The organism is Acidocella sp. MX-AZ03, from assembly GCF_027626035.1.
In the GTDB taxonomy this organism is placed as follows: domain Bacteria; phylum Pseudomonadota; class Alphaproteobacteria; order Acetobacterales; family Acetobacteraceae; genus Acidocella; species Acidocella facilis.
The window spans coordinates 38,300-62,601 of sequence record NZ_CP110774.1 but is presented as its reverse complement, the minus strand read 5'-3'; the positions used below and the strand labels follow the sequence as shown (position 1 = coordinate 62,601).

The 24,302-nt window shown below is 57.6% G+C and carries 29 protein-coding genes, 1 pseudogene and 1 other annotated feature; of the genes and pseudogenes, 17 read left to right on the top strand and 13 right to left on the bottom strand.

The features are described 5' to 3' along the window. Positions 1-68 precede the first annotated feature (68 nt). The 5 genes from GT370_RS00355 (at position 69) to GT370_RS00335 (ending at position 2,928) form a co-directional block, all read left to right on the top strand. Complete coding sequence (locus GT370_RS00355) at positions 69-641, top strand: hypothetical protein (protein WP_008495782.1); 573 nt, start codon at positions 69-71, stop codon at positions 639-641. A 111-nt stretch (positions 642-752) separates the two neighbouring features. After that, positions 753-1,121, top strand: coding sequence for a hypothetical protein (locus GT370_RS00350; protein ID WP_144052882.1), 369 nt, complete (start codon positions 753-755; stop codon positions 1,119-1,121). A 21-nt stretch (positions 1,122-1,142) separates the two neighbouring features. Continuing rightward, a complete protein-coding gene (locus GT370_RS00345; RefSeq protein WP_008495781.1) occupies positions 1,143-1,850 on the top strand; it encodes a C39 family peptidase in 708 nt (235 codons plus the stop codon). Between the two features lie 26 nt (positions 1,851-1,876). Further along, on the top strand, positions 1,877-2,515 hold the full coding sequence (locus GT370_RS00340; protein ID WP_144052881.1) for a hypothetical protein: 639 nt from the start codon (positions 1,877-1,879) through the stop codon (positions 2,513-2,515). Between the two features lie 65 nt (positions 2,516-2,580). Next, positions 2,581-2,928 carry a hypothetical protein gene (locus tag GT370_RS00335; RefSeq protein ID WP_144052880.1) on the top strand — a complete coding sequence of 116 codons (348 nt, stop codon included), beginning with the start codon at positions 2,581-2,583 and terminating at the stop codon, positions 2,926-2,928. 163 nt (positions 2,929-3,091) lie between these two features. On the opposite strand, the gene GT370_RS00330 is transcribed toward GT370_RS00335, so the two are convergent. The 4 genes from GT370_RS00330 to GT370_RS00315 form a co-directional block, all read right to left on the bottom strand. Further along, the gene (locus GT370_RS00330; protein ID WP_256378791.1) at positions 3,092-3,676 is read right to left on the bottom strand and encodes a transposase; all 585 of its coding nucleotides are present in this window, start codon (positions 3,674-3,676) and stop codon (positions 3,092-3,094) included. Positions 3,677-3,787: 111 nt separating this feature from the next. Beyond that, positions 3,788-4,465: a DUF1614 domain-containing protein gene (locus GT370_RS00325; RefSeq protein WP_168118464.1), complete on the bottom strand. Its 678-nt coding sequence runs from the start codon at positions 4,463-4,465 to the stop codon at positions 3,788-3,790. A gap of 134 nt (positions 4,466-4,599) precedes the next feature. Then, complete coding sequence (locus tag GT370_RS00320; protein WP_008495776.1) at positions 4,600-5,673, bottom strand: sigma-54 interaction domain-containing protein; 1,074 nt, start codon at positions 5,671-5,673, stop codon at positions 4,600-4,602. Between the two features lie 81 nt (positions 5,674-5,754). Next, a complete protein-coding gene (locus GT370_RS00315) occupies positions 5,755-5,940 on the bottom strand; it encodes a hypothetical protein (protein WP_008495775.1) in 186 nt (61 codons plus the stop codon). Positions 5,941-6,180: 240 nt separating this feature from the next. Here GT370_RS00315 and GT370_RS00310 point away from each other — a divergent pair, with 240 nt between their 5' ends. The 4 genes from GT370_RS00310 to GT370_RS00295 all read left to right on the top strand — a co-directional run bounded on the left by GT370_RS00310 (position 6,181) and on the right by GT370_RS00295 (position 10,498). Further along, positions 6,181-7,161 carry a PAS domain-containing protein gene (locus GT370_RS00310; RefSeq protein WP_270183706.1) on the top strand — a complete coding sequence of 327 codons (981 nt, stop codon included), beginning with the start codon at positions 6,181-6,183 and terminating at the stop codon, positions 7,159-7,161. Beyond that, entirely contained in the window at positions 7,158-8,999 is a 1,842-nt protein-coding gene (locus tag GT370_RS00305) for a response regulator (RefSeq protein WP_270183705.1), read from the top strand. The genes GT370_RS00310 and GT370_RS00305 overlap by 4 nt, the downstream gene beginning before the upstream one ends. A 346-nt stretch (positions 9,000-9,345) precedes the next feature. Next, positions 9,346-9,993 carry a BON domain-containing protein gene (locus GT370_RS00300; protein WP_008495773.1) on the top strand — a complete coding sequence of 216 codons (648 nt, stop codon included), beginning with the start codon at positions 9,346-9,348 and terminating at the stop codon, positions 9,991-9,993. Positions 9,994-10,093: 100 nt separating this feature from the next. Further along, positions 10,094-10,498: a host attachment protein gene (locus GT370_RS00295; protein ID WP_270183704.1), complete on the top strand. Its 405-nt coding sequence runs from the start codon at positions 10,094-10,096 to the stop codon at positions 10,496-10,498. 488 nt (positions 10,499-10,986) lie between these two features. Here the strand turns inward: GT370_RS00295 and GT370_RS00290 are convergent, their stop codons facing one another. From GT370_RS00290 to GT370_RS00280, 3 genes are all read right to left on the bottom strand, one after another. Then, positions 10,987-12,066 (bottom strand): IS5 family transposase, encoded by a 1,080-nt coding sequence (locus tag GT370_RS00290; RefSeq protein ID WP_083878918.1) that lies wholly within the window; start codon positions 12,064-12,066, stop codon positions 10,987-10,989. A gap of 322 nt (positions 12,067-12,388) precedes the next feature. Then, positions 12,389-12,574, bottom strand: a complete 186-nt coding sequence (locus GT370_RS00285; RefSeq protein ID WP_008495933.1) for a hypothetical protein — start codon at positions 12,572-12,574, stop codon at positions 12,389-12,391. Between the two features lie 188 nt (positions 12,575-12,762). Continuing rightward, complete coding sequence (locus GT370_RS00280) at positions 12,763-13,842, bottom strand: IS5 family transposase (RefSeq protein WP_083878918.1); 1,080 nt, start codon at positions 13,840-13,842, stop codon at positions 12,763-12,765. Positions 13,843-14,018: 176 nt separating this feature from the next. Between GT370_RS00280 and GT370_RS00275 the strand changes: the two genes are divergently transcribed. The 3 genes from GT370_RS00275 to GT370_RS00265 all read left to right on the top strand — a co-directional run bounded on the left by GT370_RS00275 (position 14,019) and on the right by GT370_RS00265 (position 15,473). After that, positions 14,019-14,273: a hypothetical protein gene (locus tag GT370_RS00275; RefSeq protein WP_144052892.1), complete on the top strand. Its 255-nt coding sequence runs from the start codon at positions 14,019-14,021 to the stop codon at positions 14,271-14,273. 117 nt (positions 14,274-14,390) lie between these two features. Beyond that, positions 14,391-14,750: a response regulator gene (locus tag GT370_RS00270; RefSeq protein WP_168118469.1), complete on the top strand. Its 360-nt coding sequence runs from the start codon at positions 14,391-14,393 to the stop codon at positions 14,748-14,750. 261 nt (positions 14,751-15,011) lie between these two features. Then, positions 15,012-15,473: a CBS domain-containing protein gene (locus GT370_RS00265; protein ID WP_008495835.1), complete on the top strand. Its 462-nt coding sequence runs from the start codon at positions 15,012-15,014 to the stop codon at positions 15,471-15,473. Between the two features lie 109 nt (positions 15,474-15,582). Here GT370_RS00265 and istB read toward each other — a convergent pair whose 3' ends face one another. Next, entirely contained in the window at positions 15,583-16,377 is a 795-nt protein-coding gene (gene istB, locus GT370_RS00260; RefSeq protein ID WP_270183703.1) for an IS21-like element helper ATPase IstB, read from the bottom strand. Further along, positions 16,367-17,896, bottom strand: coding sequence for an IS21 family transposase (gene istA / locus GT370_RS00255; protein ID WP_270183702.1), 1,530 nt, complete (start codon positions 17,894-17,896; stop codon positions 16,367-16,369). Before istA ends, istB begins: the two co-directional genes overlap by 11 nt. A gap of 66 nt (positions 17,897-17,962) precedes the next feature. Between istA and GT370_RS00250 the strand changes: the two genes are divergently transcribed. Further along, positions 17,963-18,742 carry a restriction endonuclease gene (locus tag GT370_RS00250; RefSeq protein ID WP_270183701.1) on the top strand — a complete coding sequence of 260 codons (780 nt, stop codon included), beginning with the start codon at positions 17,963-17,965 and terminating at the stop codon, positions 18,740-18,742. 66 nt (positions 18,743-18,808) lie between these two features. Here GT370_RS00250 and GT370_RS00245 read toward each other — a convergent pair whose 3' ends face one another. Beyond that, positions 18,809-19,330 (bottom strand): GNAT family N-acetyltransferase, encoded by a 522-nt coding sequence (locus GT370_RS00245; RefSeq protein WP_008495700.1) that lies wholly within the window; start codon positions 19,328-19,330, stop codon positions 18,809-18,811. Then, positions 19,330-19,626, bottom strand: a complete 297-nt coding sequence (locus GT370_RS00240) for a type II toxin-antitoxin system TacA family antitoxin (RefSeq protein ID WP_008495702.1) — start codon at positions 19,624-19,626, stop codon at positions 19,330-19,332. Before GT370_RS00240 ends, GT370_RS00245 begins: the two co-directional genes overlap by 1 nt. A gap of 47 nt (positions 19,627-19,673) precedes the next feature. On the opposite strand from GT370_RS00240, the gene GT370_RS00235 reads away from it, so the two are divergent. Further along, on the top strand, positions 19,674-19,865 hold the full coding sequence (locus GT370_RS00235) for a hypothetical protein (protein ID WP_144052869.1): 192 nt from the start codon (positions 19,674-19,676) through the stop codon (positions 19,863-19,865). Positions 19,866-19,901: 36 nt separating this feature from the next. On the opposite strand, the pseudogene GT370_RS00230 reads toward GT370_RS00235, so the two are convergent. Then, positions 19,902-21,126, bottom strand: a pseudogene (locus GT370_RS00230) (IS3 family transposase). Continuing rightward, positions 20,727-20,843, bottom strand: a sequence feature (AL1L pseudoknot). (Overlaps the previous pseudogene by 117 nt.) Positions 21,127-21,173: 47 nt before the next feature. Next, the gene (locus GT370_RS00225) at positions 21,174-21,863 is read right to left on the bottom strand and encodes a hypothetical protein (protein WP_008495706.1); all 690 of its coding nucleotides are present in this window, start codon (positions 21,861-21,863) and stop codon (positions 21,174-21,176) included. 286 nt (positions 21,864-22,149) lie between these two features. Here GT370_RS00225 and GT370_RS00220 point away from each other — a divergent pair, with 286 nt between their 5' ends. The 3 genes from GT370_RS00220 to GT370_RS00210 are packed head-to-tail and all read left to right on the top strand — an operon-like array spanning position 22,150 to position 24,234. Further along, positions 22,150-22,662: a hypothetical protein gene (locus GT370_RS00220; RefSeq protein ID WP_270183700.1), complete on the top strand. Its 513-nt coding sequence runs from the start codon at positions 22,150-22,152 to the stop codon at positions 22,660-22,662. A 34-nt stretch (positions 22,663-22,696) separates the two neighbouring features. Beyond that, positions 22,697-23,584, top strand: a complete 888-nt coding sequence (locus GT370_RS00215) for a hypothetical protein (protein ID WP_008495707.1) — start codon at positions 22,697-22,699, stop codon at positions 23,582-23,584. Then, positions 23,572-24,234 (top strand): hypothetical protein, encoded by a 663-nt coding sequence (locus GT370_RS00210; protein ID WP_008495708.1) that lies wholly within the window; start codon positions 23,572-23,574, stop codon positions 24,232-24,234. The genes GT370_RS00215 and GT370_RS00210 overlap by 13 nt, the downstream gene beginning before the upstream one ends. Positions 24,235-24,302 lie beyond the last annotated feature (68 nt).

Sequence of the window (24,302 nt, the reverse complement as noted above, 5' to 3'; positions counted from 1 at the left end):
AGCGTGACCGTGAAACCACATCGGCCATAAATTTTTTATAACGTTTCAACACGAACAGGAGAGCGACAATGCGTACATTTTTTCTTGCGAGCACCGCTGCCTTCCTTCTGACCGGCGGCCTGGCACTTGCCGGTACACCGACGGGTGGGCAGGGCGGCTGGCCCGGCGGCGGCTCCACCACGACCACAAATACCTCTGTGCCGGTCGTCAAGAACGCGAGCGCCCAAGACAGCAGTAGCGCGGCAACCACCGGCGGTACCGCCCTCAACGCCAATGGCAATACGGTCACCAGCAATTCGAACAACAGCTGGGACGTGACCAAGACCCTCCTGTCTGTCGGCAATGTGTCGCTGAGCGACACCAACACCAACACGCATATGAACGTCACTTTTGCCAGCTCCGGCAATACCGGAACGCTCAGCAATATCGACTTCTCCGGCGGTGGTAGCGGTGGGGAAGGCCATAAGGGCAGCGCGACAGCATTGATCTCCAGCGGCAATGCCTCAATGAGCTTCGCCAACAGCGGCAGCTCCGGCATCAGCACCGTGCAGCAGAATGCCGGAACGGCATCTCTGCAGCAGAATTCCGTGGCGCTGGGGTCTTACGTCGGCGGCGGCAGCACGGGCTTCAACGGCTTCTAATAGCCGGAGAAGGGCAGTGCGGTAACCTGTATGGCGTTCCACCCGCCATACGGGGCCGCACTGTTCGCCTTGTCCTCGGCAACAAAAAAAGCCTTTGTGCAGGAGAGCTCAATGACAAACAAGAAGGCAATAGCACTTTCGCTCGCACTTGGCAGTGCAGTCTTCGTCTTCGCTCACCAAGCGCGCGCCTCCGGTGCCAATAACGGCATTGACGCGAACAACAGCGGCGCCATGATCGCAAGCCTGCGCGCGAACGCGGTTTCACCGGCGCAGCTGGCAAACATGCGCGGCGGATCCGGCACCGTTGCTGCCATAAATATTGGAAATGATACTGGAAATAGCGCCAACAATTCTATTACCGGGTCAATTTCAAACATACAATCCGTTAACAGCAATACCGGGCTAACCACGGTTATTCAGAATACCGGCAACAACACGCTGCTGCAAAGTAGCATGACGGTAAACATAACCGTCCATTAGGAGCCATGCTGGGAGCTGACGATGCGATACTTGACACAGAGCGTCGGCCTTCTTGCCACAATGCTGGCATTGGCACCGACAAACGCACTCGCTGGGCAGATCCCCTTGAACGGACTGGCGACGGGTACGGGATCCGCCAACATCACTGTGCAAAGTTTCCAGGCCCGTAAGTTCAACACGACGATCCGGCAGCAATATGATTTTTCATGCGGCTCCGCAGCTCTGGCTACATTGCTACTCTACACCTATCACATCAAGGCGAGCGAAACCTCCGTTTTCACCGATATGTTCCTGAATGGCGACCGCAAAGCCATTCGGGAATCCGGCTTTTCCCTTCTTGATATGAAAGAGTACCTGTCCCGACGCAACATTCCCGCTGGCGGGTTCCGCGCGCCGTTGCATAAACTGGCCGAAATCAAAATTCCTGCCATCGTGCTGATCAACGAGCGCGGCTACAAACATTTTGTAGTACTGCGCGGGATACGCAATGGACAGGTGATGTTGGCTGATCCGGCGATCGGGCTGCGCAGCGTGTCCGTATCCAGCTTCAGACAGCAATGGTCGGGGATCTTCTTCATCATTCTCGCTCATCTGGAGCTTGCACGGGCGGGTTTTAACGACGGGCAGGATTGGTCCGGAGAGCCGAGCGCACCTCTTGACCTCAGTCACTTCATAATCAACTTGGCCACGCTGCAACAGGTCGGCATCCCCGACCTCGAAAAATTCTAGCGGCTCTGGCTAACGGGAGACGATCAATGTTTCCGATCAAAAACCAAACAACAGCCTGGCTCGCTGCGGCGGCTTTCGCACTGCTACCCGCCATGGCACATTCGGCTACGCCGGACAAGCAAGCAGTATCTTTGGCGCTGGGCCTTTCAGGGCATCAAATCGGTCCAAAAGAGCTTGGCTGCATCAGAGGCGGATTCGATCTAAATAAATTATTGTCAATCAGTTTCGCATTCAAGCAAGTTGAAACCATCGATGGCGTTGTCGTGAAAAGCATTATGGTTCCCGAAACGGATGTAACCGCCGCTACGAGTTCCACCAATGGTCACGCGAACACTGCCACAGCCACCGCCTCTACGCCGGTGAGCGTCTCTACACCATCTTTGACGGTGACGGATGCCAACGGCAATACGCAGACCATTACGCCCACCGTCGGCAATACTGTCAATTTGACAACCACCGGCAATAGCGGCCGAACCATAATCAATACCCAACTGGGCTCCGGTGGACTGTCCAACCAAACAACGAATACAGCCAACAATACCAGCATTAGCGTCGCGGCGACGATGAATATCGCGATTTCAGGCTTAAGCCGGTTCCTCACTCAACAACAATCTTTTGCAAATACACAAGCAGGACTGTATTATGCGGGTAACGCGTTCAAGTAAGGCTCCCGTCGGAAAAGCCCGCCCCCGGAAAAACGGACGGCCGGCGACCTGGCAAAGGATGTGAGATGGCTGATTTGCGGAGATTTGTGCAACATCGAACAATTTGCATGGCAAAGCCTATATTGTGGCGTCTGGTAGCTGCGTGCTTTTTGGCGCTGGCTCTTTGCCCCGGCTCTCTTCGCGCGCAGGATTCCACACCCCCCTTCGTCGATGTCGCCAACCTCACGCTCGTGCCGCTTTCCAATCAGTCAATCGCGACTGTTAAAGGAGGCTCTTTACAGGAGCCGGTATTCGGAAACTCAGCCTCTTCCAGCGGAACCATCACGCTGTGGGATGAGCTGAAGCCACATGCGGCAGAACAGAGTAATGTGAACGGCGCGTCAGTCATCACCATCAATGGCGTCACGAAATAGTGCGTATTTTAAAGGTGACTTTTTCTTAAGGAATATCTGAATAAGCTGGCGATTTCTATTCTCATGCGGCCTGGCGTTTCTGTTTGTAGTGAGCAGGCGTCCTTGGTTGGATGATTTTCTATTTTTTCTACCTTCGGACGAGGGGAACAGAGCCTCGGCGGGGTTATCTTGGCAATAGGCGCCGTCTGACCATGAACAGATTAACCAGGGCACAACTGGCGAACAGCCAGTCGACATTTTTGTTGATTCCAAGATAGCGGACCTTGGCGGAGCCGAACACGCGCTTCATCACGGCAAAATAATAGCGCACCTTGGCGCGGGTTTTGGATTTACGTGCGTTCCTGGCTTTGTCGGCCTCGTCGACGACGCCCTTGATCTTGCGGCGGCGGTTGGTGAAACCCTTGGCCCTGGGCGCGCAGCGGCGGATGGTATCACGCCGGCCGCGATAGGCTTGGTCGACCCAGACGCGCGCCTCATCTCCGTGCAGCTGGCCTTCCAGCATTGCAATGTCATCAGCATTCGCGGGTGGAGGGGCCGAAGGTTCCGACGGTGCGAAGCGCCGATGGAATGGCCCCGGAGGGGTGGCCGCCACTGCGTGGATCAGTTTGGTCTTGGAATCCACTCCGATTTGCACCTTCATGCCAAAATACCATTGGTTGCCCTTCCGGGTCTGGTGCATCTCGGGATCACACGCTTTCGCCTCGTTCTTTGTCGAGGACGGCGCGTGAATGATGGTCGCGTCGACAATCGTGCCGGTGGAAACCTTCAGCCCGAGCGTGGCTCTGCGCCCGGTGACTTAGCCGACCGCAATCGAGACAAAACCCAGAGCTATACCGTAAACGTATCAGGATTTTGACAATCAGGCCAAATAGGCAGCGATGATACCCGCCAGCACGATGCCGTCGAACGTGCCGGCGCCACCAATGCTAAGCATGCCGACCGGGAGTTTACGCAACTGCGGTAAGTGAAGCAGATCGGCACCAATCAATGGGCCGGCCACACCCGCTATGAAGGCTATGGGCGTTGCCTCCTGAGGCAGAAAAACTAGGGCGAGTCCAGCCGCGGCGAAGGCAGGCATCAGGCCAGGGAGCGTGATTCCGATTCCAGGAACAATGCGTGCGAGATCGTAGCAGATGAAAATATTTATTGAGGACACTCCAACAACAGCCCAGAAGCTTCCTGAATCGGCTGCCATCAGGCGCGTGAACTCGAACAATGCAAGCCCAACTGGAATCACGCAACCGCCGAGATTGACCGCAACCACGGTTTCGTTTGTAGCTTTTGTGAAACCAGAATGGAAGCCGAAAACGCCATGAGATACGAGCGGTTGAACGCAGATACGACGTCCAGAGTGAAATCTTAAAATCGGAATATTGATCGCACCGCCAAAAAGCATAAATAAAACAAGCAAAGATGCAGCATCAGCACTCAAATGAAGTTTGGCAAGACCGCTCATCATTATCTCGGTGAAAGCCAGAGGCATGAGCACCAGCAGCAGGATCGCAAGAGAGAAGGAAAACCACATAAGCAGAATCATCACGGTGTTCCGGAGACCAGATTGCGTATTCTTACGCGACGACGCGATATGCATACGGCGCTTTCGCGAAAACAAAACCGATGCGGATAACGCAAAAAATTTTCATCTCAATACCGTATCTTACGCTACGATATTTATCTTTCCCGCATAGTATTCCGGGACATCGCGTGACGCTTTAGCATGCGATAGAGCGTAACGCGCGAGACCTTCAGCACACGCGCGGTACGGCTTAAATTATACTGGCAGCGTGAAAGCGCGTCCTCCAGGGTTTTCCGTTCTTCGTCGGACCCGGGTTCGTAAGCGCGCCTGTCGCTTACAGACAGCGAAAACTGATGGTGTTTGGGCGAAGTTGGCCAAGGCTCTAAGGCCAGATCTGCCGCCGAGATCAAATTGCCATGCCCCATAACGATGCCGCGCCTTATGGCGGCGATCATCTCCCTGATATTACCTGGCCAGTGGTAGGTTTCGATCAATGCCTGAGCGTCGGCCGTGAAGCCTCTGGCGCCATGACCGAGTTCGACCGATAACGTGTCGAGAAAATACTTTGCAAGAAGCTGTAGATCGCCGTCCCTCTCGCGCAGAGAGGGTAGATGCAGGGGTAGAACATTTAATCTGTAGTATAGATCCTCGCGAAATTTTCCATTTTCGATCGCCTGCCGCAAATCGACATGGGTTGCGGAAATGATGCGGGCGCTAACGGAGATCGGCTGATGGCCGCCGACCCGCACGATCGTGCCTTCTTGCAGAAACCGCAGTAGATGGCCTTGCAAATCGAATGGCAGATCACCGATCTCGTCAAGGAATAAGGTGCCTTTGTCCGCCAGCTCAACAAGACCGATCTTGCGCGTGTTTGCCCCCGTGAAGGCACCTTTTTCATATCCGAATAGTTCCGAGGCGATAAGCGTAGCGGGCAGGGAGGCGCAATTGATGGCGACGAATCGTCCTTCACGAAAGGCAGAGCGCTGATGTATGGCGCGAGCGGCAAGTTCCTTGCCGGTGCCGCTCTCACCGGTAATGAGGATAGGTGCGCTGGTGGGAGCTTGGCGGCGGATCTTATCGAAAACATCACGCATCACCTGGCTGTCGCCGACCATGAACTCGTTGTCTGAGGACCGCGCGATAATGGTCTGGGCTGTCGACGTTTGATGGATGGCGGCCAGCGGAACCTCCATACGTGCGACGTTGTCGCCATTGCGATGGCCGGGCATTATAAGCTCCTCTCAACGTTGCATTATCTTCGAATTGACGCAGTCACCGATTTTGAACAGCACGAAGCAGGACAGGTTGCTCTATTTTTTTGCTCTGGCGAAATTTTTTCTTGTGGCTTTCTCGCAGATCAACCGCTGCAATTCCAGCTGCTCAAAGGCAAGCAGATTTCTTGTCATTGACTTGCGCGTCTCGTCAGCTTCCTGCGCCAATCTGCTTTGAAATCGCTTTATATTTTCCTCACAAACCCACATCTGTTGCTCGATCATGACGTCTCGCCTTCGTTTTGAATGTGCGAGCATCAGTTTGCGGATTGAAACGGCCAAATCCAGCTTCGGATTCCCCGTAGGTATTTATCCCAATCTTAAGCTTTGTATCGAAATATGTTTTACTCGGTGAAATTTCAGTGTAATGAATATTCAATAACGCCGGAACGCACCAAACTTCGCGGAGAGTTCACACGCAGAGGTTGCGCTGGTGACAGGCTTCATTGCCACTAAGGTATAAACATGATGTTTCCTATGGGTGGAAAAGCACAAAATAGGGCTGGACCTGAAGATAAGCCACCGCCCGATATCTCGCTGATAGAAAAGGTAAAGCCTCTCGACTGTGCCGGTACGGATAGCCAGGACAAAATTCTGCGTCAACAAATCCAGTTGCTTATCAATGCGCTGCCCGTCGCCACTCTCGCTCTTGACGCCGCGGCGCGTATACATAGCGTCAGTGCGTCACTTCTGTCCTTGTTTGGCTACAGCGCAGATGAGCTGATCGGTCAGCCGGTGACAGTGCTTGTGCCGCTTGAACTGCGCCAACGACATCAGGCGTTTCACGACAGATACATGACGGCTCCTGCCGGCCGGCCAATGGGTGCAAACCAGGACGTTTTTGGCCTCACCAAAGATGGAACAAGGCTGCCGCTGGATATCGGCCTTTGTCCAGTGGAGACAGTCGAGGGAGCGCTAATTCTGGCAACCATCCACGATTTGCGTGGCATAAAGCAGACCGAAGCCCAACTGGACAGGTTACGCGCCGAGTTGCAGGCCGAATTGGAAGGCATGCGCCAGCTTCACATGCTCGTTACGAAGCTCGCCGAAATATCAGAGCTGGACAAGGTCCTGGAGGAAGTCCTGGACGCGGTAATGGCCCTGCAGCACGCCGATTTCGGCAATATCCAGCTCCTCGATACGGAAAGCGCATGGCTCACCCTGGCCGTCCAGAAGGGGTTCCGTCCGCCGTTCCTCGCGCGGTTTGAGCGTGTTGGCTCGGCGGATGGGACGCCTTACGAGAGGGCGCTACGGGCCAAGACGCGGGTGGTCGTCCCAGACGTGTTGCTGGACGAGGCATGTGCGCCGTATCGTGCGGTCGCGGCGGCTGCGGGGTTCAGGGCGGTGCAATCCACCCCATCATGTTGCGAGGCGGCACTGTCAAAGGCGTGGTTTCCACCCATTTCCGCCATCCGCATGTCCCATCCGAACGCGAGCTGCGCATGACGGATCTGTATCTGCATCTTGGCGCGGAACTGATCGACCGTGCGCAGACCGACGCGGCCTTCGCCGCCGCCCGCAAGGTCGCCGAAGAGGCCAGTGCCGCCAAGACGCGCTTTCTCGCCGCCGCCGGGCATGATCTGCGTCAGCCTCTGCAAACCATCGGGCTGCTGAAATCCGTGCTGGAGCGGCAGGTGATAAACCCGCCGGCCTTCACCACTCTGGCCAAGCTGGACGACGCCGTAAGGCACATGCAAGATTTGGTGGAAAGCATGCTTGACGCCAGCCAGATCGAAAGCGGTACCTTACCGGTGGAGTTGGCGGATATCCGCCTCTGGCCCCTCCTCCTCAGTCTTGCAGACGATTTTGCGCCCGCCGCTGCCGCCAGGGGGATTGTGTTACGCTGTGTTCCGTGTTCGGCCACCATACGGGGAGACCGGCGGATGCTCGCGCGTATCCTCAGCAATCTGCTCAACAACGCATTGAAATATACAGACAAAGGCAAGGTTCTAATGGGCTGCCGACGGCGCGGCGCGCAGCTCAGGATCGAAATATGGGATACTGGCGCGGGTATCCGGGCCGGGCAGATTGGACGGATTTTCGACGAATTCACGAGGCTGCATCCGGCGGGTAACGAGCAGGCTGGCTTGGGGCTTGGCCTGCATATTGTAAAGCGCTTCTGCGCGCGGTTGGGCTATGAGACAGAGGTCCAATCAACCCCCGGGCGTGGCAGCATGTTTGCTCTGATTATCCTGCATCCGCATTTTTCCGGCGGCCGAGATCATGCTGGACATGAAAAGGATAAGCAAACTCCTTGGATCCTGCTTATCCAGGATGACCCGGCCCAGCGCGATGCATTGCAGACCCTGCTGAGCTTGGAGTCCTACCAAGTGCGAATTTTGCATGATATTGCCGCGCTTCCGGAGGACATCCTCTCTTTACCGCTGGATGTGCCGCTCGTCATTGTCGCCGATAAGGATCTGCCTGGCAAAGAAAGCGGTACGGATCTCGTGCGGCAAATACGTGCCTCATTGCTGCGGCAGATTCCGACCATCATGCTCTGTAGCAGGGCATGGGAGAATGGCAGTCCAGAGCTTGGAGACAACGACACGCAGTTCATCCTGAAGCCGGTGCAGCCCCACCGCCTGCTGGGTGCGATCGAGCAGGTGGTAAGCCGCATGGCGCCTGGCTGGCGGGCGGATGATAGCGTGCGGCGCTCCATGGCGCTTGCCCCGCCTGCCAGTAACGGTACGGCGGTTGCTGAGATTGCCGTCATTGACGACGAGGAGAGCATTTGCGGCGCCGTGCGCGACGTGCTGGAAGCTGGCGGATACGGTGTGGAAGCTTACAGCTCCGCGGAGGCTTTCCTGGCCGATCCGGCGCGCGCCAGGTTCAGGTGCATTATCATCGACGTCATCTTACCAGGGATGAGCGGAGCCGCCCTGCAGACGCTGCTGAAGACCGAAGCCGATCCTCCGCGGATCATTTTTCTCACAGGCAGCGTGGACCTGCCTTTGGCTGTGCAGGCCTTGCGTAACGGCGCTTCGGATTTCCTGCACAAGCCGGTAGACGGGCTGGCACTGCTCCAAAGTGTAATGACAGCGCTGAGACAGCAAAGCCGGGCGCGCATCGCTGCGCCCCCGGACCTCGCCGACCGGCTTGCTAGTCTGACGCCACGCGAGCGTGAGGTGATGGAGCGGGTGGTGCGTGGTGAACTCAACAAAAACATAGCGGTCGATCTGGGCATCAGCGAACGCACCACCGAGCATCATCGCCAGAGCGTCATGCGCAAGATGGGCACGAAATCTCTGGCAGCTCTGGTGCGCCTGATCGCCCATGCGTGATAGCTTGGGACGCGTCGAGGAGGAGGAGGAGGCTACGCCCGGTACGTCTGCCTTGGCAGATTTGAAAGCATGAATCGAGACAAGCTGAGTTGAACCTATTCGGAAAAGGCGTTGTTTGAGTTACTTTAAGCGTCATATAGGCTTCGATCAGACGCGGCATGCAATATGCCGTATATGTTTGCAGATGCTTCGATTGTCGTTGGATCCCATTCGACATCGCGGTTTGATTGCTTTTTTATAATGATTTTCGCTTTAAATTTTGACGAAGATCAATGCCCGTTGGCTCCATTTGGCCCATCCAGTTCATCCTTATTGGTGGCTTCGGCTCAACGGAAGGGTAGGCAACATGAGTGAGGGTACAATTCGACAGAGGGTTGTTGCGGAACTTGAATTCGAGCCACGAGTGAATGCCGCACATATCGGCGTTGCCGTCGCCGGCCATGTCGTCACACTGACCGGATATGTCGACAGTTATGCGGAACGGCGCGCAGCCGAACTTGCCGCACGACGGGTCAGGGGTGTTCATGGTATAGCTCAAGAGATCGAGGTCCGACTGCCTAGCGGAAAACGACTTGCGGATGATGAAATTGCCGGCAGAGCTATCAAAATCATCGCCTGGGACAGCTCCCTTCCCGAAGGCCAAATTCAGGTTAGGGTCCGTCAGGGATTGGTGGCATTGACCGGCAGGGTCAGCCATTACTTTCAAAAGACGGCGGCTGAGCGTGCCGTGCATAAGTTGAGTGGTGTGGTCGGCGTCATTAACCAAATCGATGTAATGCCCACAGTCATCGCGTCAAATGTCAAACAGACGATCGACGCCGCGTTGAATCGTAATGCGGAAATTGAAGCAAACAAGATCCAGCTTCAAGTCGAGGGAGCCAAGGTAACAGTCAGAGGAAAAGTGGATAGCTGGCACGAGCGCGATGTCATCTTGGCGGCCGTACGTTCTATTCAAGCGGTTCGTGAAATTGAGGACCATCTTGAATTTACTTGAGGCGGAGTTCCATCATGCGTAAATTTCGAGAAAGTGGAGATGAAAAAAGCATTAATCTGCTCATTGTTTTGCTTGATGGGAACAAGCGCGCTTCATTCGCTTGACAAAAACCAACGTACTACACACCGTACGGACGCTAACATCAGCGGAAGCGCATCGCCGGTCCGCAGAATTGCGTAGCGACCGGCCAGGGGCGAGTTTCCACAGTGATTCGACTGCCCATCATGCCATCACGCCGCGCCACGATCCTCACGAGCTTGAAAAGGAACGTTTTGCGCGTCTCATCGCGGATGAAATCAATGGTATGCAGGCAAAAGACTTCGATAGCCTTGTCATCGTTGCCCCTTCCCATATCCTGAGCGTGATGAAGAGAACGCTGCATCCATTGGTCCTTGCAAAGCTTCTTGGTGAAGTCGATAAGGATCTTGTAAAAACTCCAAACGACAAGTTATGGAAGCATCTGGAGGAACTCATGCCAACACTTAATCCGCGACCGCAGATTTGAATATTCGTTGGAACGACAGCGTGCCGAGTTGTTCAAGTCAAACCAATATATTCTCTGATTTATTTGAAATAGGCTTGTCATTCTGTCCTAGGCCAGCATTCGCCAGATAAAATTTTTTCCTTGCCTTTGGAACACTCCTACCACTCGTAAGTTCTAACTGCTGGGTGTGGGGTGATATGGGCCATACTTCATCGCAGTATGGGCCAGCACGCATGGGAATTGACGCAAGCCGGTTTCGAGATAAACGGAACACGAGCATAAAAGAGTGCGCATTGTACTGCTGACAATTCCAACAACGCGGACATCATCGAATATCCAGCCTCGCTCGAAGCGAAATTTCACCAGCAGCTGCACTAGCAGTTTGCTGAAAAACCCCGAAACTTGGTTTTATTTTTTCTGATTTAGCTTTGGGCCTGGATTTTGGTTCAAGTGATTGAAGTTTCTTGCCGGTTTCTGGACTTTTTTCGTCCAGCGGACAGACTCGTCCCTTATATTGCCACCATTTTTGGAATGCGTACCAGATTATAGGCGATCAGGTTGAGCATGAAGGTGCCGGCGACCCGCGCAACGCCGCGCAGCTTGGTCTTGCGCATCGTGCCGTGCTGCTTGCCCCAGCCGAATATGCACTCGATCATCGCCCGGCGGGTCTGCGACATCGCATAACCGGGATGGCGCGTGGTGCGTCCGTCAATCGCGCTGCGGCGGTGCCTGCCGGTTTTGGTCTCACCGTTGTTTTGTGTGACATGCGGTGTCACGCCGGCGTCGCGCAGATTGGCGACATGATCGGCGGTATCGTAAGCCTTGTCTTCGCCTACGGTGATCCGCCCGGCGGCCGACTTGGCTTTGGCTTTCAACATCGCTTCCGAGGCTTCACGCTCAGCCGTGCCTGTGGCCTGGGTCACTCGGCCACCCACCGCCAAGCCGTGCCGGTTGTCCATCAGCGCGTGCCCCATATACGAAAGCTTTGCCTCCCGCCCAGCGGCCTTGCGGTACAGCCGGCTTTCCGGGTCGGTGGTGCTGGCATGGGTATCGTTCTTACGCTTCTGACCGTGGAAATCCGAACCATCATCGTCGCTGCCATCCTTCGGCCGGAAGCTCTTCTGCGACGCCCACGCCTCGATCAGCGTGCCGTCCACCGAGAAATGCTCATCCGATAGTAGCGGCGTCACCCGCGGGTGGTTCAGCAGCCGGCTCATGAATTTCTGGAATATATCGCCGTTCTGCAGGCGCTCGCGGTTCTTGCTAAACGTGGTCGGGTTCCAGACCGGATCATCCGGGGATAAGCCCACAAACCAGCGGTACAGGAGATTATAATCCAGTTGCTCCATCAACTGCCGTTCCGAGCGAATCCCGTACAGCACCTGGATCAGCAGCGCGCTCAGCAATTGTTCAGGCGGCACCGAGGGCCGGCCTTCCCTGGAATACAGCCAGGCAAAGCTGCGGCTCATCTCATGCAGAACATCCCGCACCAAAGCACGGATCGCTCGCAACGGATGGGTCGCCGGAACCCGTGTTTCTGGTGAAACATACGAAAACATCCCGCCCTGATCTCGAAAAGAACCCCGCACCCCACGCCTCACAAAACCTGCCAGCCAAAGTGAATCACATCATAATCCCGGCCGCCAGGAGTTTTTCAGCAAACTGCTAGCTCCCGAAACGCTATTTCGGGCAGCGCGGTTATCATTCCGCTAGCCGACACGTCCTTGTAGATATGCCAATCTTACTTGATATGTCCCGGACATTTAAACGACAAGTGCCCGTCCTGCGCCAATACATCGAGCCGACATTCTTGATGAAGTCTATCCTGCTACAAAAAGGTTCGTCAAATTGTCGTCGCTCATTATACCAAGTGACTAACCTTACAAATCAATAACCGGTCAAGCGTCAGCGTCAGTCACGCCAAGGAGCCGTGCGATCGCCAGCACCCAGCACCGTCAAAACTGACCTATTGAAATCGACATTGCGCTTCATAATCTCGGCAGCGGTGGCGACCATGAGCCTGATCATATTGATCTCAAATTGACGGATGATTTGACTCCAACATGCAGCCTTGATTTCGCCAAAGCCGTTCGTCAAGGCTAGGTCGCCGATGTATTATCATCCGCCAACGCCAGTTGGGTAAAACCACCTAGCAGTTTGCTGAAAAACCCCGAAACTTGGTTTTATTTTTTCTGATTTAGCTTTGGGGCCTGGATTTTGGTTCAAGTGATTGAAGTTTCTTGCCGGTTTCTGGACTTTTTTCGTCCAGCGGACAGACTCGTCCCTTATATTGCCACCATTTTTGGAATGCGTACCAGATTATAGGCGATCAGGTTGAGCATGAAGGTGCCGGCGACCCGCGCAACGCCGCGCAGCTTGGTCTTGCGCATCGTGCCGTGCTGCTTGCCCCAGCCGAATATGCACTCGATCATCGCCCGGCGGGTCTGCGACATCGCATAACCGGGATGGCGCGTGGTGCGTCCGTCAATCGCGCTGCGGCGGTGCCTGCCGGTTTTGGTCTCACCGTTGTTTTGTGTGACATGCGGTGTCACGCCGGCGTCGCGCAGATTGGCGACATGATCGGCGGTATCGTAAGCCTTGTCTTCGCCTACGGTGATCCGCCCGGCGGCCGACTTGGCTTTGGCTTTCAACATCGCTTCCGAGGCTTCACGCTCAGCCGTGCCTGTGGCCTGGGTCACTCGGCCACCCACCGCCAAGCCGTGCCGGTTGTCCATCAGCGCGTGCCCCATATACGAAAGCTTTGCCTCCCGCCCAGCGGCCTTGCGGTACAGCCGGCTTTCCGGGTCGGTGGTGCTGGCATGGGTATCGTTCTTACGCTTCTGACCGTGGAAATCCGAACCATCATCGTCGCTGCCATCCTTCGGCCGGAAGCTCTTCTGCGACGCCCACGCCTCGATCAGCGTGCCGTCCACCGAGAAATGCTCATCCGATAGTAGCGGCGTCACCCGCGGGTGGTTCAGCAGCCGGCTCATGAATTTCTGGAATATATCGCCGTTCTGCAGGCGCTCGCGGTTCTTGCTAAACGTGGTCGGGTTCCAGACCGGATCATCCGGGGATAAGCCCACAAACCAGCGGTACAGGAGATTATAATCCAGTTGCTCCATCAACTGCCGTTCCGAGCGAATCCCGTACAGCACCTGGATCAGCAGCGCGCTCAGCAATTGTTCAGGCGGCACCGAGGGCCGGCCTTCCCTGGAATACAGCCAGGCAAAGCTGCGGCTCATCTCATGCAGAACATCCCGCACCAAAGCACGGATCGCTCGCAACGGATGGGTCGCCGGAACCCGTGTTTCTGGTGAAACATACGAAAACATCCCGCCCTGATCTCGAAAAGAACCCCGCACCCCACGCCTCACAAAACCTGCCAGCCAAAGTGAATCACATCATAATCCCGGCCGCCAGGAGTTTTTCAGCAAACTGCTAGAGGAAATCCGCTAGTTTCCCTTCATAGGGCGGCCGATTACTAACATATTCGGCCAATAGATATTTGATTTCGGGCAGTCAGTGTGAGGATCGAACAATGGAAAAACTGTACTGGTGTTCTGGTAAAGACGATACCTTGGTTGCGGAGATCTCCGAAATTACAATGAAAGTTAAAAGGACAAAAGATAATCTTTATGGGCGGTTTATTGTGTCGAGCCGTTCAGGAAGGATATTAGGGTCGGGTACGGTATCCGACATTGAAACAGCGAAGCATGCGGCGCGGAAAATGGCAGAGCGTTGCGCAAAATGGGATCGTCAGAAAAGGCTTCAAGCCGTGATGAAAGTCGCTTGAGTTGTAGGTTCTAAGAAAAGCTTAAGCAACACTAGCGACAGGTTTTCTCCTCTCATGCCAAAAAAGAATAAGTCGATATCAAAATCTACACCTCTTCGCATTCTAATCGCGGAGGACATGGCCAGCATAGCGCATCTTCTTTGCGACGTACTAAAAGAAACTGGCTACGATGTTGTCGGTCCCGTTGCGACGTGCGTGGATGCGGCAAAGCTAGTGGCGTCATCACAGCTTGACGCGGCGCTGCTCGATATTCACTTGACAGATGGTACCAGTTATTCATTGGCGGCGTCTCTCGTCGCACAGAATCTTCCCTTTGCTTTCATGAGCGGAGACGGAGCCGGTTATCTCCCACCCGAGTTTTGTGATCGACCAACGATCGGAAAGCCTATGAGCTTCGATGCTCTCCTGAAAATGGTGGAAATGCTATGTGCCTCGTCAATGGCTGGTAGCCCTGAAAGTAAAAAAATTGGAATATAGAATTTCTTCCTTATATGACGCGAGATGATTTTTGAAACATCATAGTCGTAATATCGAGATGCAACGGCTGACCCGTGGGCACAAATCATCTTCGCTGTTATATGAAGGGCGAATTTTCCGCTTTGACCGGAGTCAGGAGGAATGGACGTATCGACCGTGCGTAACTGGATCCGGGCGGCCGATGCGGCGCAGTTGATCAAAGTCAAGGCCGGTGATGAGCATCAACTGTAGCGTCCGGCTCTCGGAAAAGGAGTTACAACCATGATCGCGACCGCCGCAGACATCATGACACGCAGCGTCATCTCGACAGGCCCCAATACGGCCGTGTCCGACATTGCGACTCTTCTCGCTAAACATGGAATCAGCGCCATACCTGTCATTGATGTGCAGGGGCAATTGCTCGGCATGGTCAGTGAAGGCGATCTGATGAAACCCTTTCTCGCCAATTCCAATAACCGCCGGGAGTGGTGGCTGGAGTTACTTGCCGAAGGTGAGAGACTGGCACCCGAATATCTACAATATATTGCGCAAGACTGGCATACTGCAAAGGATGTCATGACAAAAGCCGTTGTCACGGCGACACCGGATACGACGACGCATGATTTAGCGGGACTGCTTGTCAAGCATCATATCAAGCGCGTGCCGATTATTGATGGCGCAAGCGTCGTTGGCATCGTTAGCCGCGCCGACATTGTGCATACCTTAGCGGACAGCGTCAGTTAACCTATCCAAGACGGTTAAATCTGTTGGCTTCGTCCTTGTTGATTTCCGCTGAGATCTGACCCTGGAATTCCACCGAGAATTGACCCGCCTCTTGGTTATGGTTTGGGTTTCAAGATGGGGTCAAGGCCTGATTTTTCTCCTTTCGTTTTTGGTTTTTCTGCACCGAGCTGTGCTTGAACCTGAAGCTGTCATTGCCGGTCTCGAGGATGTGGCAGTGGTGGGTGAGGCGATCGAGGAGGGCGGTGGTCATCTTGGCGTCGCCGAAGACGGCGGACCATTCGCTGAAGCTCAGATTAGTGGTGATAACGACGCTGGTACGCTCGTAGAGCCTGCTGAGCAGGTGGAACAGCAAGGCCCCGCCCGAGGCGCTGAAGGGCAGATAGCCGAGCTCATCGAGGATAACGAGATCGGCATGGATCAGGCGGCCGGTGATCTGGCCGCTCCGCCCCTGGGCTTTTTCCTGTTCCAGGGCGTTGACCAGTTCGACGGTTGAGAAGAAGCGGACACGCTTTTTGTGATGCTCGACGGCCTGCACGCCGAGTGCGGTGGCGATGTGGGTCTTGCCGGTGCCCGGCCCGCCGACGAGCACAACATTGTCCGCGGGCTCGATGAAGTCGCAGCGATGCAACTGCCTGACCAGGGCCTCATTGACCTCGCTGCTGGCGAAGTCGAAGCCGGCGAGGTCGCGGTAGGCCGGGAAGCGCGCCGCCTTGAGCTGGTAAGCCATGGAGCGGACCTCGCGCTCGGCGGTCTCGGCCTTCAGCAGTTGAGAGAGCACCGGGATGGCGGCCTCGAAGGCTGGCGCGCCCTGCTGCGCCAGTTCGTCGACCGCTTGTGCCATGCCGTGCATCTTCAGGCTGCGCAGCATGATGACAAGCGCGCCGGTGGCGGGATCATGACGCATGGCGGGTCTCCTTGGGTTGGCGCAAGCTGTCGTAGCGTTCGACATCGGCCCTGGGCTCATTGGCCAAGCTCAGCGCCTGCGGCGCGGTTACCGCTGGCGGGGTGGCGGGTGTGCCGTCGATCAGCCGGTGGAGCCGGTTGAGGATATGCGTCTTGGAGGGCACGCCATCCTCCAGAGCCAGTTCCACCGCCGCCAGCACCGCCTGCTCGTCATGGTGCAGCACCAGGGCCAGGATCTCCACCATCTCCCGGTCACCGCCGGGGCGGCGCAGAAGAGGCTGTTGCAGCTGTTTGAAGGCATCGGGCAATTCCAGGAAGGGCGCGCCGTTGCGCAAGGCGCCCGGCTTGCGCTGGATCACCGCCAGATAATGCCGCCAGTCATAGATGGTGCGCCCGGGGCCATTATGCGTCCGGTCGATGATGCGCGGATGCTCGCAGATGATCTGCCCTTGCGCCGCCACCACCAGCCTGTTGGGATAGACCCGCAGGCTGACCGGCCGGTTGGCGAAAGAGGCCGGTACGCTGTAGCGGTTACGCTCAAAATGGATCAGGCAGGTCGAGGAGACCCGCTTGGTGTGTTCCACGAACCCATCGAACGGCCGCCCCATCGGCATGAGGCTCTCGACCTCGCTCGCCCAGACATCGGCAATACTCCCCGGCTCGCCACCATGCGCGGTTTGCGCCCACAGCTCCCGGCAGCGCTGCTCCAGCCAATCATTGAGGGCGTCGAGGGTCTCAAATGGCGGCATGGACTGCCACAGCCGATGCCGGGCATCCTGGACGTTCTTCTCAACCTGCCCCTTCTCCCAACCTGCCGCACGATTGCAGAAATCAGGTTCAAAAAGATAATGGCTGGTCATCGCCTGGAAACGCAGATTGACGCTGCGCTCCTTGCCGCGGCCGACCTTGTCCACGGCAGTGCTCATATTGTCGTAAATGCCGCGCCGCGGCACACCGCCAAGCGCCCGGAAGGCGTGGGTATGCGCGTCAAACAGCATCTCATGTGTCTGCAGCAGATAGGCTCGGATGATGAAGGCGCGGCTGTATGACAGCTTGGTATGCGCCACCTGCAGCTTCAGGCGGACACCCCCGATGACCGCGAAATCCTCGCTCCAATCGAACTGGAACGCTTCGCCTGGCGCAAACGCCAACGGCACGAAAGTGCCACGCCCGGCGGTCTGCTGCAGACGCTGGCACTCCTCCTTCCAGGCCCGGGCAAAGGCCGATACACGGTTGTAGGAACCGTCATAGCCAAGGCTGACAAGGTCGCCGTACAGCTGCTTCACCGTCCGCCGCTGCTTGCGCGGCCGGCTCGCCTCACGTCGCAGCCATGCCGCCAGCTTCTCCGCGTACGGGTCCAGCTTGCTCGGCCGATCCGGCACCTGAAATCTCGGTTCCACCAGATCAGATCGAAGATATTTGCGGATCGTGTTCCGCGACACCCCAAGCCGCCGGGAAATCTCCCGGATCGGCACATGCTCACGCTTATGCCACCGGCGGATAATGCTCAAAAATGCCATGTCCAACACTCCGTTCGCCCCCGCCAGTTCCAGACGGGGAAACAGTCAAACATGGGTCAAATCTCAGTGGAAAAATCCGGCCTTCCAGGGGCAGATCTCAGCGGAAATCAACACGATGAGCAATTGAAGGCCGGCGACGGCTTTTCCCTCACCGGGTCGACGACCGAGTGCGGCGGCTCGATCCATTCCCTCGTGAAATACGATCTTCTCGGAAAGGTCGCCGAAAACACAGAGCTGACGCGCAAGACGGTAGCCGACATCCTCACGGCAATTCAGGCCAGCGTTTTCGGTCAGTTCAGGGAGAACCCCGAGCACTTCATCGCGGAGGCGTCGCGGATCATCGCCGAGCAGAAAGCAACGATGATCATCGAACGACTCGCCTATGACGGCTTGTCCGAGCGGTACGACGTGGACATCTTCACGGCCAACCAGACAGGGCAGGACTTCTCCAAGGCCAGCGCCAAGCTGAAGCACCATATCTATGACTATGTCGTCGCGGACTCGGATATTGAACGCAAATTCGCCGGTCAGCTGGATGCCAGCAGCGAGGTGGTGGTCTATGCTAAGCTTCCCCGTGGTTTCCTGATCCCGACTCCTGTCGGCGACTACAACCCTGACTGGGCAATTTCCTTTAAGGAAGGTAGCGTCAAGCACATCTACTTCGTCGCCGAGACCAAGGGCAGTATGTCCTCGATGAAGCTCCGCGAGATCGAGAACACCAAGATCGCTTGTGCCCGGAAGTTCTTCGACGAGATCGAACAGAGCGTCAGCGAGGATCGCGTCAAATACGATGTCGTTACCAGTTACGAGAAGCTCATGGACATCGTCGGGCACGCTGCTGGCTGACACCAGTCCAAAACTATCGGGGCGGCACGTGTCGGTATTGGCGCAGCTGACACGTCCCCCGGGAAATCACACCTCGCTGGCCGCCCTCAACGAAGCTGCGATATCGCCGATCGACCGGAACAGCATGAGCGCATTGTCTTTCGACGGCAAAAACCCCCGGCGCCGCCAGAACGCGGCGGCCTCATCATCAATGGCATTGACCATCAACGCCCGCCCGCCGATCAGCGCGGCCCCATTCACGCTGCGGGCCAGCGCATGGTTGAGCAACCCAATACCAATCCCCTGCCCCGCCCAGGCCGTGTCTGTGGCAAGCTGGCCGAGTAGAATACACGGCATCGGGCTCGGCGGCTGGCCGGTGCGGATGGCGCGTGGCAGGGTGGCTGGAACAACAGCGGTAGGGGCCAGGCCGTAGTAGCCCACCACTCGGCCCGCCACATGGACCACCATGACCACGGAGAATCCTTTCTGCTGGTTGGCCAGCGCCCGGTTCTTCAGCCAATGATCGAGCGAAGGCTTGCCGCAGGAGAAGTGGGATACATCATGCCCGGCATGCAGAAGCTCCGGTGCGGAGAGCAATACCTCCCCCATCAACGCGTCGTGGTATCTTTTTCCCACGGCGCCTTGCGGCGCAGAGAGGCCACCATTTCCGGCACGGGCGCCGCGGGGGCGGACACGGCTTGAACAAACGCCTCAAACCCTTCCGGGCTCATACGCACCAGCGTGCTTTCCATCAGCACCTCCTCGGCCGCCCGCACCGCGGCTTCCCGCACAAAATCCGTGCGCGAGCGCCCGCGCAAATCCGCCGCACGGTCGATAATCGCGATATCGCCTTCCGGCAAACGCATCGAGAGCGGATGGTCTTTACGCTTGGGCGAGGCGGTCATGGCGGTGGTTCTTGTCATGAGCGGAATATAGTTGATTGTAGCGCTTTATGCAATACAAATTAGCCTTTCTCTCACCACCCGCGCCGCCGCAATTGCCGGGGTTGATCCACCCACCCGGGCCCTCGCTCGGCCCGCTGGCCAAGCTCACGCCAGAATTCTACATGACTCTGGCGGCGGCTGAAGCTGGCAAGCATTTCCGCCACATCTGCGCCGATACGAGCCACTCGCCCCAGCACTGAACCGCTCCGGTTTTCCCGGAGGCTATTTGGTTTGAGTCACGCTGCCATGGACTGCTCTCGCAGCGCGGCGTAGTAGCGTTTCTCGGCTTCAGCCGGCGACATGTAGCCTATGGGCTCCATGATCCGGCGATGGTTGAACCAGTCGACCCATTTCAGCGTGGCGTACTCGATCTCCTCAAAGGATCGCCAAGAGCCCCGCCTGTGGATGACCTCAGCCTTGTACAGGCCGTTGATCGTCTCGGCCAGGGCATTGTCATAGCTGTCGCCGACGCTGCCGACGGAGGGTTCGATACCGGCATCGCGCAGGCGCTCGGTGTACTTGATGGACACGTATTGAGAGCCGCGGTCGCTGTGGTGAACGAGGCCCCCTACTGGCCGGCGCTGGTGCAGGGCCTGCTCAAGGGCATCGAGTACAAACCCGGTATGGGCGGTGCGGCTGGCCCGCCATCCGACAATGCGCCGGGCGAAGGTATCGATGACGAATGCCACGTACACAAAGCCGCTCCAGGTCGAGACATAGGTGAAGTCGCTGACCCATAGCCGGTTGGGGCATGGCGCGCGGAACTGGCGGTTCACCCGGTCCAGAGGGCATGGGGCCGCCTTGTTGCTCAGGGTGGTCTTGAGCTTTTTGCCGCGAATAACCCCTTGTAATCCAATCGCCCGCATCAGCCGCGCCACCGTGCAGCGGGCAACATCCCGGCCCTCGCGCCGTAGCTGGTGCCACACTTTGCGCACGCCGTAGACAGAGAAATTATCCCCGTACACGCGACAAATCTCCGCCTTCAAAACCTCATCTTGTCGTGATCGCGCCGAGCGCCGGGACGGATCGGCACGCCGCGCCACTTGCGCATGGTAGGTGGAAGGGGCGATCGGCAGTACCTTGCAGATCGGCTCGACCCCATACTCACCTCGGTGATCATCGATGAACGCGATCATGGCTTGAACCGGCGGTCGAGCTCCGCCTGCGCAAAATACGCACTCGCCTTGCGCAATATCTCGTTGGCCTGGCGCAGTTCCCTGACCTCCCGCTCCAGAGCCTTGATCCGCTCCCGATCCTCACTCGTCGGGCCGGCTCGTAGACCTTGATCACGCTCCGCCTGCCGAACCCAGTGCCGCAGCGTCTCCCCGTGCAGCCAATCTTCGCCGCTATCGAGGTCATCGCCGCCCATTCCGACGGGTACTCGCCTTTGTGCTCCAGCAGCAGTCGGACCGCACGCTCGCGAACCTCAGGCGAAAACTTGTTGCTCGTTCTGTTCGTCATGACACCATCCTCTCAAGAGTTGATGCCTCCGGCAAACATGGAGCGGTTCACACCTCACCATGACGCCGGAGTTTTGCCACCAAACCAGGCAGCCGCTTTTCAAATGCCTGCGCTATCCGGCGGCTCAACATCCGTTCCCGCAGCACTGATGGCCGCTCCAGACCGCTCCCGCGCGCTTCCGCCGCCTGGCGTACTCTCTGCGCCCCCCTGAACCGCCCCGCGCCGTAGCCCGGCTGACGCTCCAATAGCGCCAGCGCCGCTTGCTTCTCCGGCGCCTGTGGAAAATTGCGCACGATGTTGTTCCGCACATCACCGCGCCCGATCTCGCGCCGGTAGCCCAGCGGCCGCCGGACGATGATCTCGGCACGCTCCGTCCCTTCGGACGTCACGATAAAACTCTGGTCCCGGTGCCGGCTGCCTGAGGTATAGGCTCCGAATGCCGAGACCAGCTTCGTGCCAGCCGGCATCGCATGAATGTGCTCAGTAACTGCGCTCCCCTGCGCGGTGTTGGTGGTCAACGCATCGCCATAGGCCAGTTGAACTCTACCATTTGGCTCGCCCCGCAAGCTCTCCCACGCTACCAGCCCTTGCCTACCCGTGGTGGTCTTCAGGGTCAGTCCAGCCTCGTTAATGGCGGCGATCTCCAGCACCGTGCCATTGCGCCTGATATTCCCAACCGTACCAGCCTCCATGAACTTGGCATTCGTGCGCCGGAACAGGCGAACCCGGCCACCCACCGCAAGCGCCTTCTACCCTCTATATCCGCATGCGCTAGCATTCCTTGGCCTGTTGTAGCTGCATAAAATATTACCACATGAAGCCTACGAGATTAGAGACAGCGTTTGCACCAGCCATTGCGCTGACAAACGCACCAGCTTTTGCGCCAGCCTTTGAGTTGGCGAATGAGCTATGGATTGCGCTGACGATTGAGACATCCGGCCTGTCAAGATTCCGATTCGGAAGATTGCACGCCCTGTCAAAAATGGTGAAATTCTGCACTGCTATTTTTGAGAGCCGGTGCTCATGTCACTCAAGCGCAAGCCGACTGACACAGAAATCGAAACGCTGGCAGCGACAATCCGCCCGCTCTGGCGGTCAGGTGATGTTGTGCGCCCCTGGCTGCGCCAGCACCGCGATATGCTGCTGGCGCTGGTGCATGGCGAATGGTCCTGGGCCGCGATTGGCGCCGCGCTGAGCAAGGCCGGGATTACCTACCGCACTGGCGCGCCCTGGACGGCCAAAGCCCTGCGCAGCGAATTCTCGCGCGCACAGATGCCGCTGAAGGGCTACAGGCGTAGGTTGGGCCGCTCGGAAGACGCGGCGTCTGCGCCACCGCCCGTAGAGGCGCCGGTGACAATCGGAGCAGGGGTGGTTCCCCCAGCGGCAGTGCCCGCAGCACCTATCATGGCTCCATTACCGCCGGTGCCGGGGCCATCCGCTGCCCCCGTTTCAAACCCGCCTCGCTTCGGGTCCTTGAACCACCTCCGGTGCCGAGTGAGGCTGAACGCGCAGAGATCGAGCGTAACCGCTGCCTGACATTCGGGCCGCCTGAACCCAAGGAGTAGAGCCAATGTCCGATGACAAACCCCAGCCGGTTACCGCATCGAACGGCGGCAAGCCGTCCGGCGCCACACCCTATCGCCCGAACATGGCGAAATTCACCGGCGCGCGTTCCGATATCGTCAGCTTGGCGCCGCCTCAGGAAGCCGAGCCTGAGATCGGACAGGGAATCGACCTCACGGGCCAAGCCAAAATCATTTTTGCCGCCGGGCGGGGCAAGACGGGCAAAACCACCCTGCTCCGCTGGCTTACCGAGACCTCGATCCGCAATGGCGGCACGCCGATCCTGGCTGATGTCGACCCGAGCAATGCCACTTTCTCCGCCTATTTTGCCGATGTGGCCCGCCCGGAGACCGATAATCCCGCCGGGGTCACCGCCTGGCTGCAGGAGCTGATCGAATATTGCATCCATGAGCGCCAATCCGCCCTCGTTGATCTGGGCGGCGGTGATACCACCTTGCGGTCTCTTGCCGCCGAGATGCCGGGCCTCGCGGCGCATATCGAAGCCGCCGGCATGGCGCCAGTCATGTTCCACCTCACCGGTGCTCAGCCCGAGGATTTGCTTCCTGCACTCACCCTGGCCGCACGCGGTTTCACGCCAGCAGCGCAAGCGCTGGTGTTCAACGAATATAGCATTGAGCCGGGCGCAACCCGTGAGCGCGCCTTTGCCCGTCTCACCGCGTCGGATGCGTATGTCCGTCTGGCGGCAGATTGTGTGAAGCTCTGGATGCCCCGGCTGCACGCCGCCGAGGCCGTGGAAAGCCGGCAATGCAGCTTCGCCGCCGCGCGCGATGGCACCGTCACGCCATCTCTGGGGCTGTTCGATGCCGCCCGGGTCCGCGTTTGGCTGGACGCCATGGACCGCCGTTTCGCGGGGGTCAGATCATGGATCCCATAAGCCCCGCCGCGCGCCGGGAAGCCCTGCACGAACAGATCAGCGAGGCGCAGATGATCCTGCGCCGCGCCGCCGCGGCCGCCGCCCTGAAAAGCGATCCTCTGGCGGAGCAGCTCCAGGCCCTGGCCGTGTGCGTCGGCGCGCTGAGCGATCTGTACCAGGCCAGCGAAGCCACCCAGATCGATATCGCCAACACGCTGAAAACCCAGACCGGCGTAATCGCGGATGAAGCCATTTCCCGGGTCCACGCCTCGGGCATGGACATCGTCAACCAGCTCGCCCCGCAACTGGCCAACGCAGCTGACCGCACCATGCGCATGAAAATCACCACCCTGCGTATCCGCAGCATCGTGGGCCTGGGTCTGGCATTGGCGCTGGCCATCCTGGTGCCCAGCCTATTTACCTATGCCGCCGGGCTGAATGACGGCCGATTCCAGGCCGAAATCGCCGCTCACCTGATCTCCGCCGCCATGAAGGCCAGCCCAGCCGAGGCAATCGCCTGGGGGCAGCTGATGCAGGATAATGACGGCGTCACCGCCATGGCCGCCTGCCGCAAATCCATGCAGCAAGACGCCAGCGGGCGGCATTTTTGCTTTATGCCGGTGTGGACGGACCCGATATCCCCCGCCGTGCCTTCAGCCCCCGTTCAATAGCCTCCAGCGCCGCCGCCTGGGAACATTACCCTTGCCCATCCCCGCACACAGCCCTAAATATGACTACT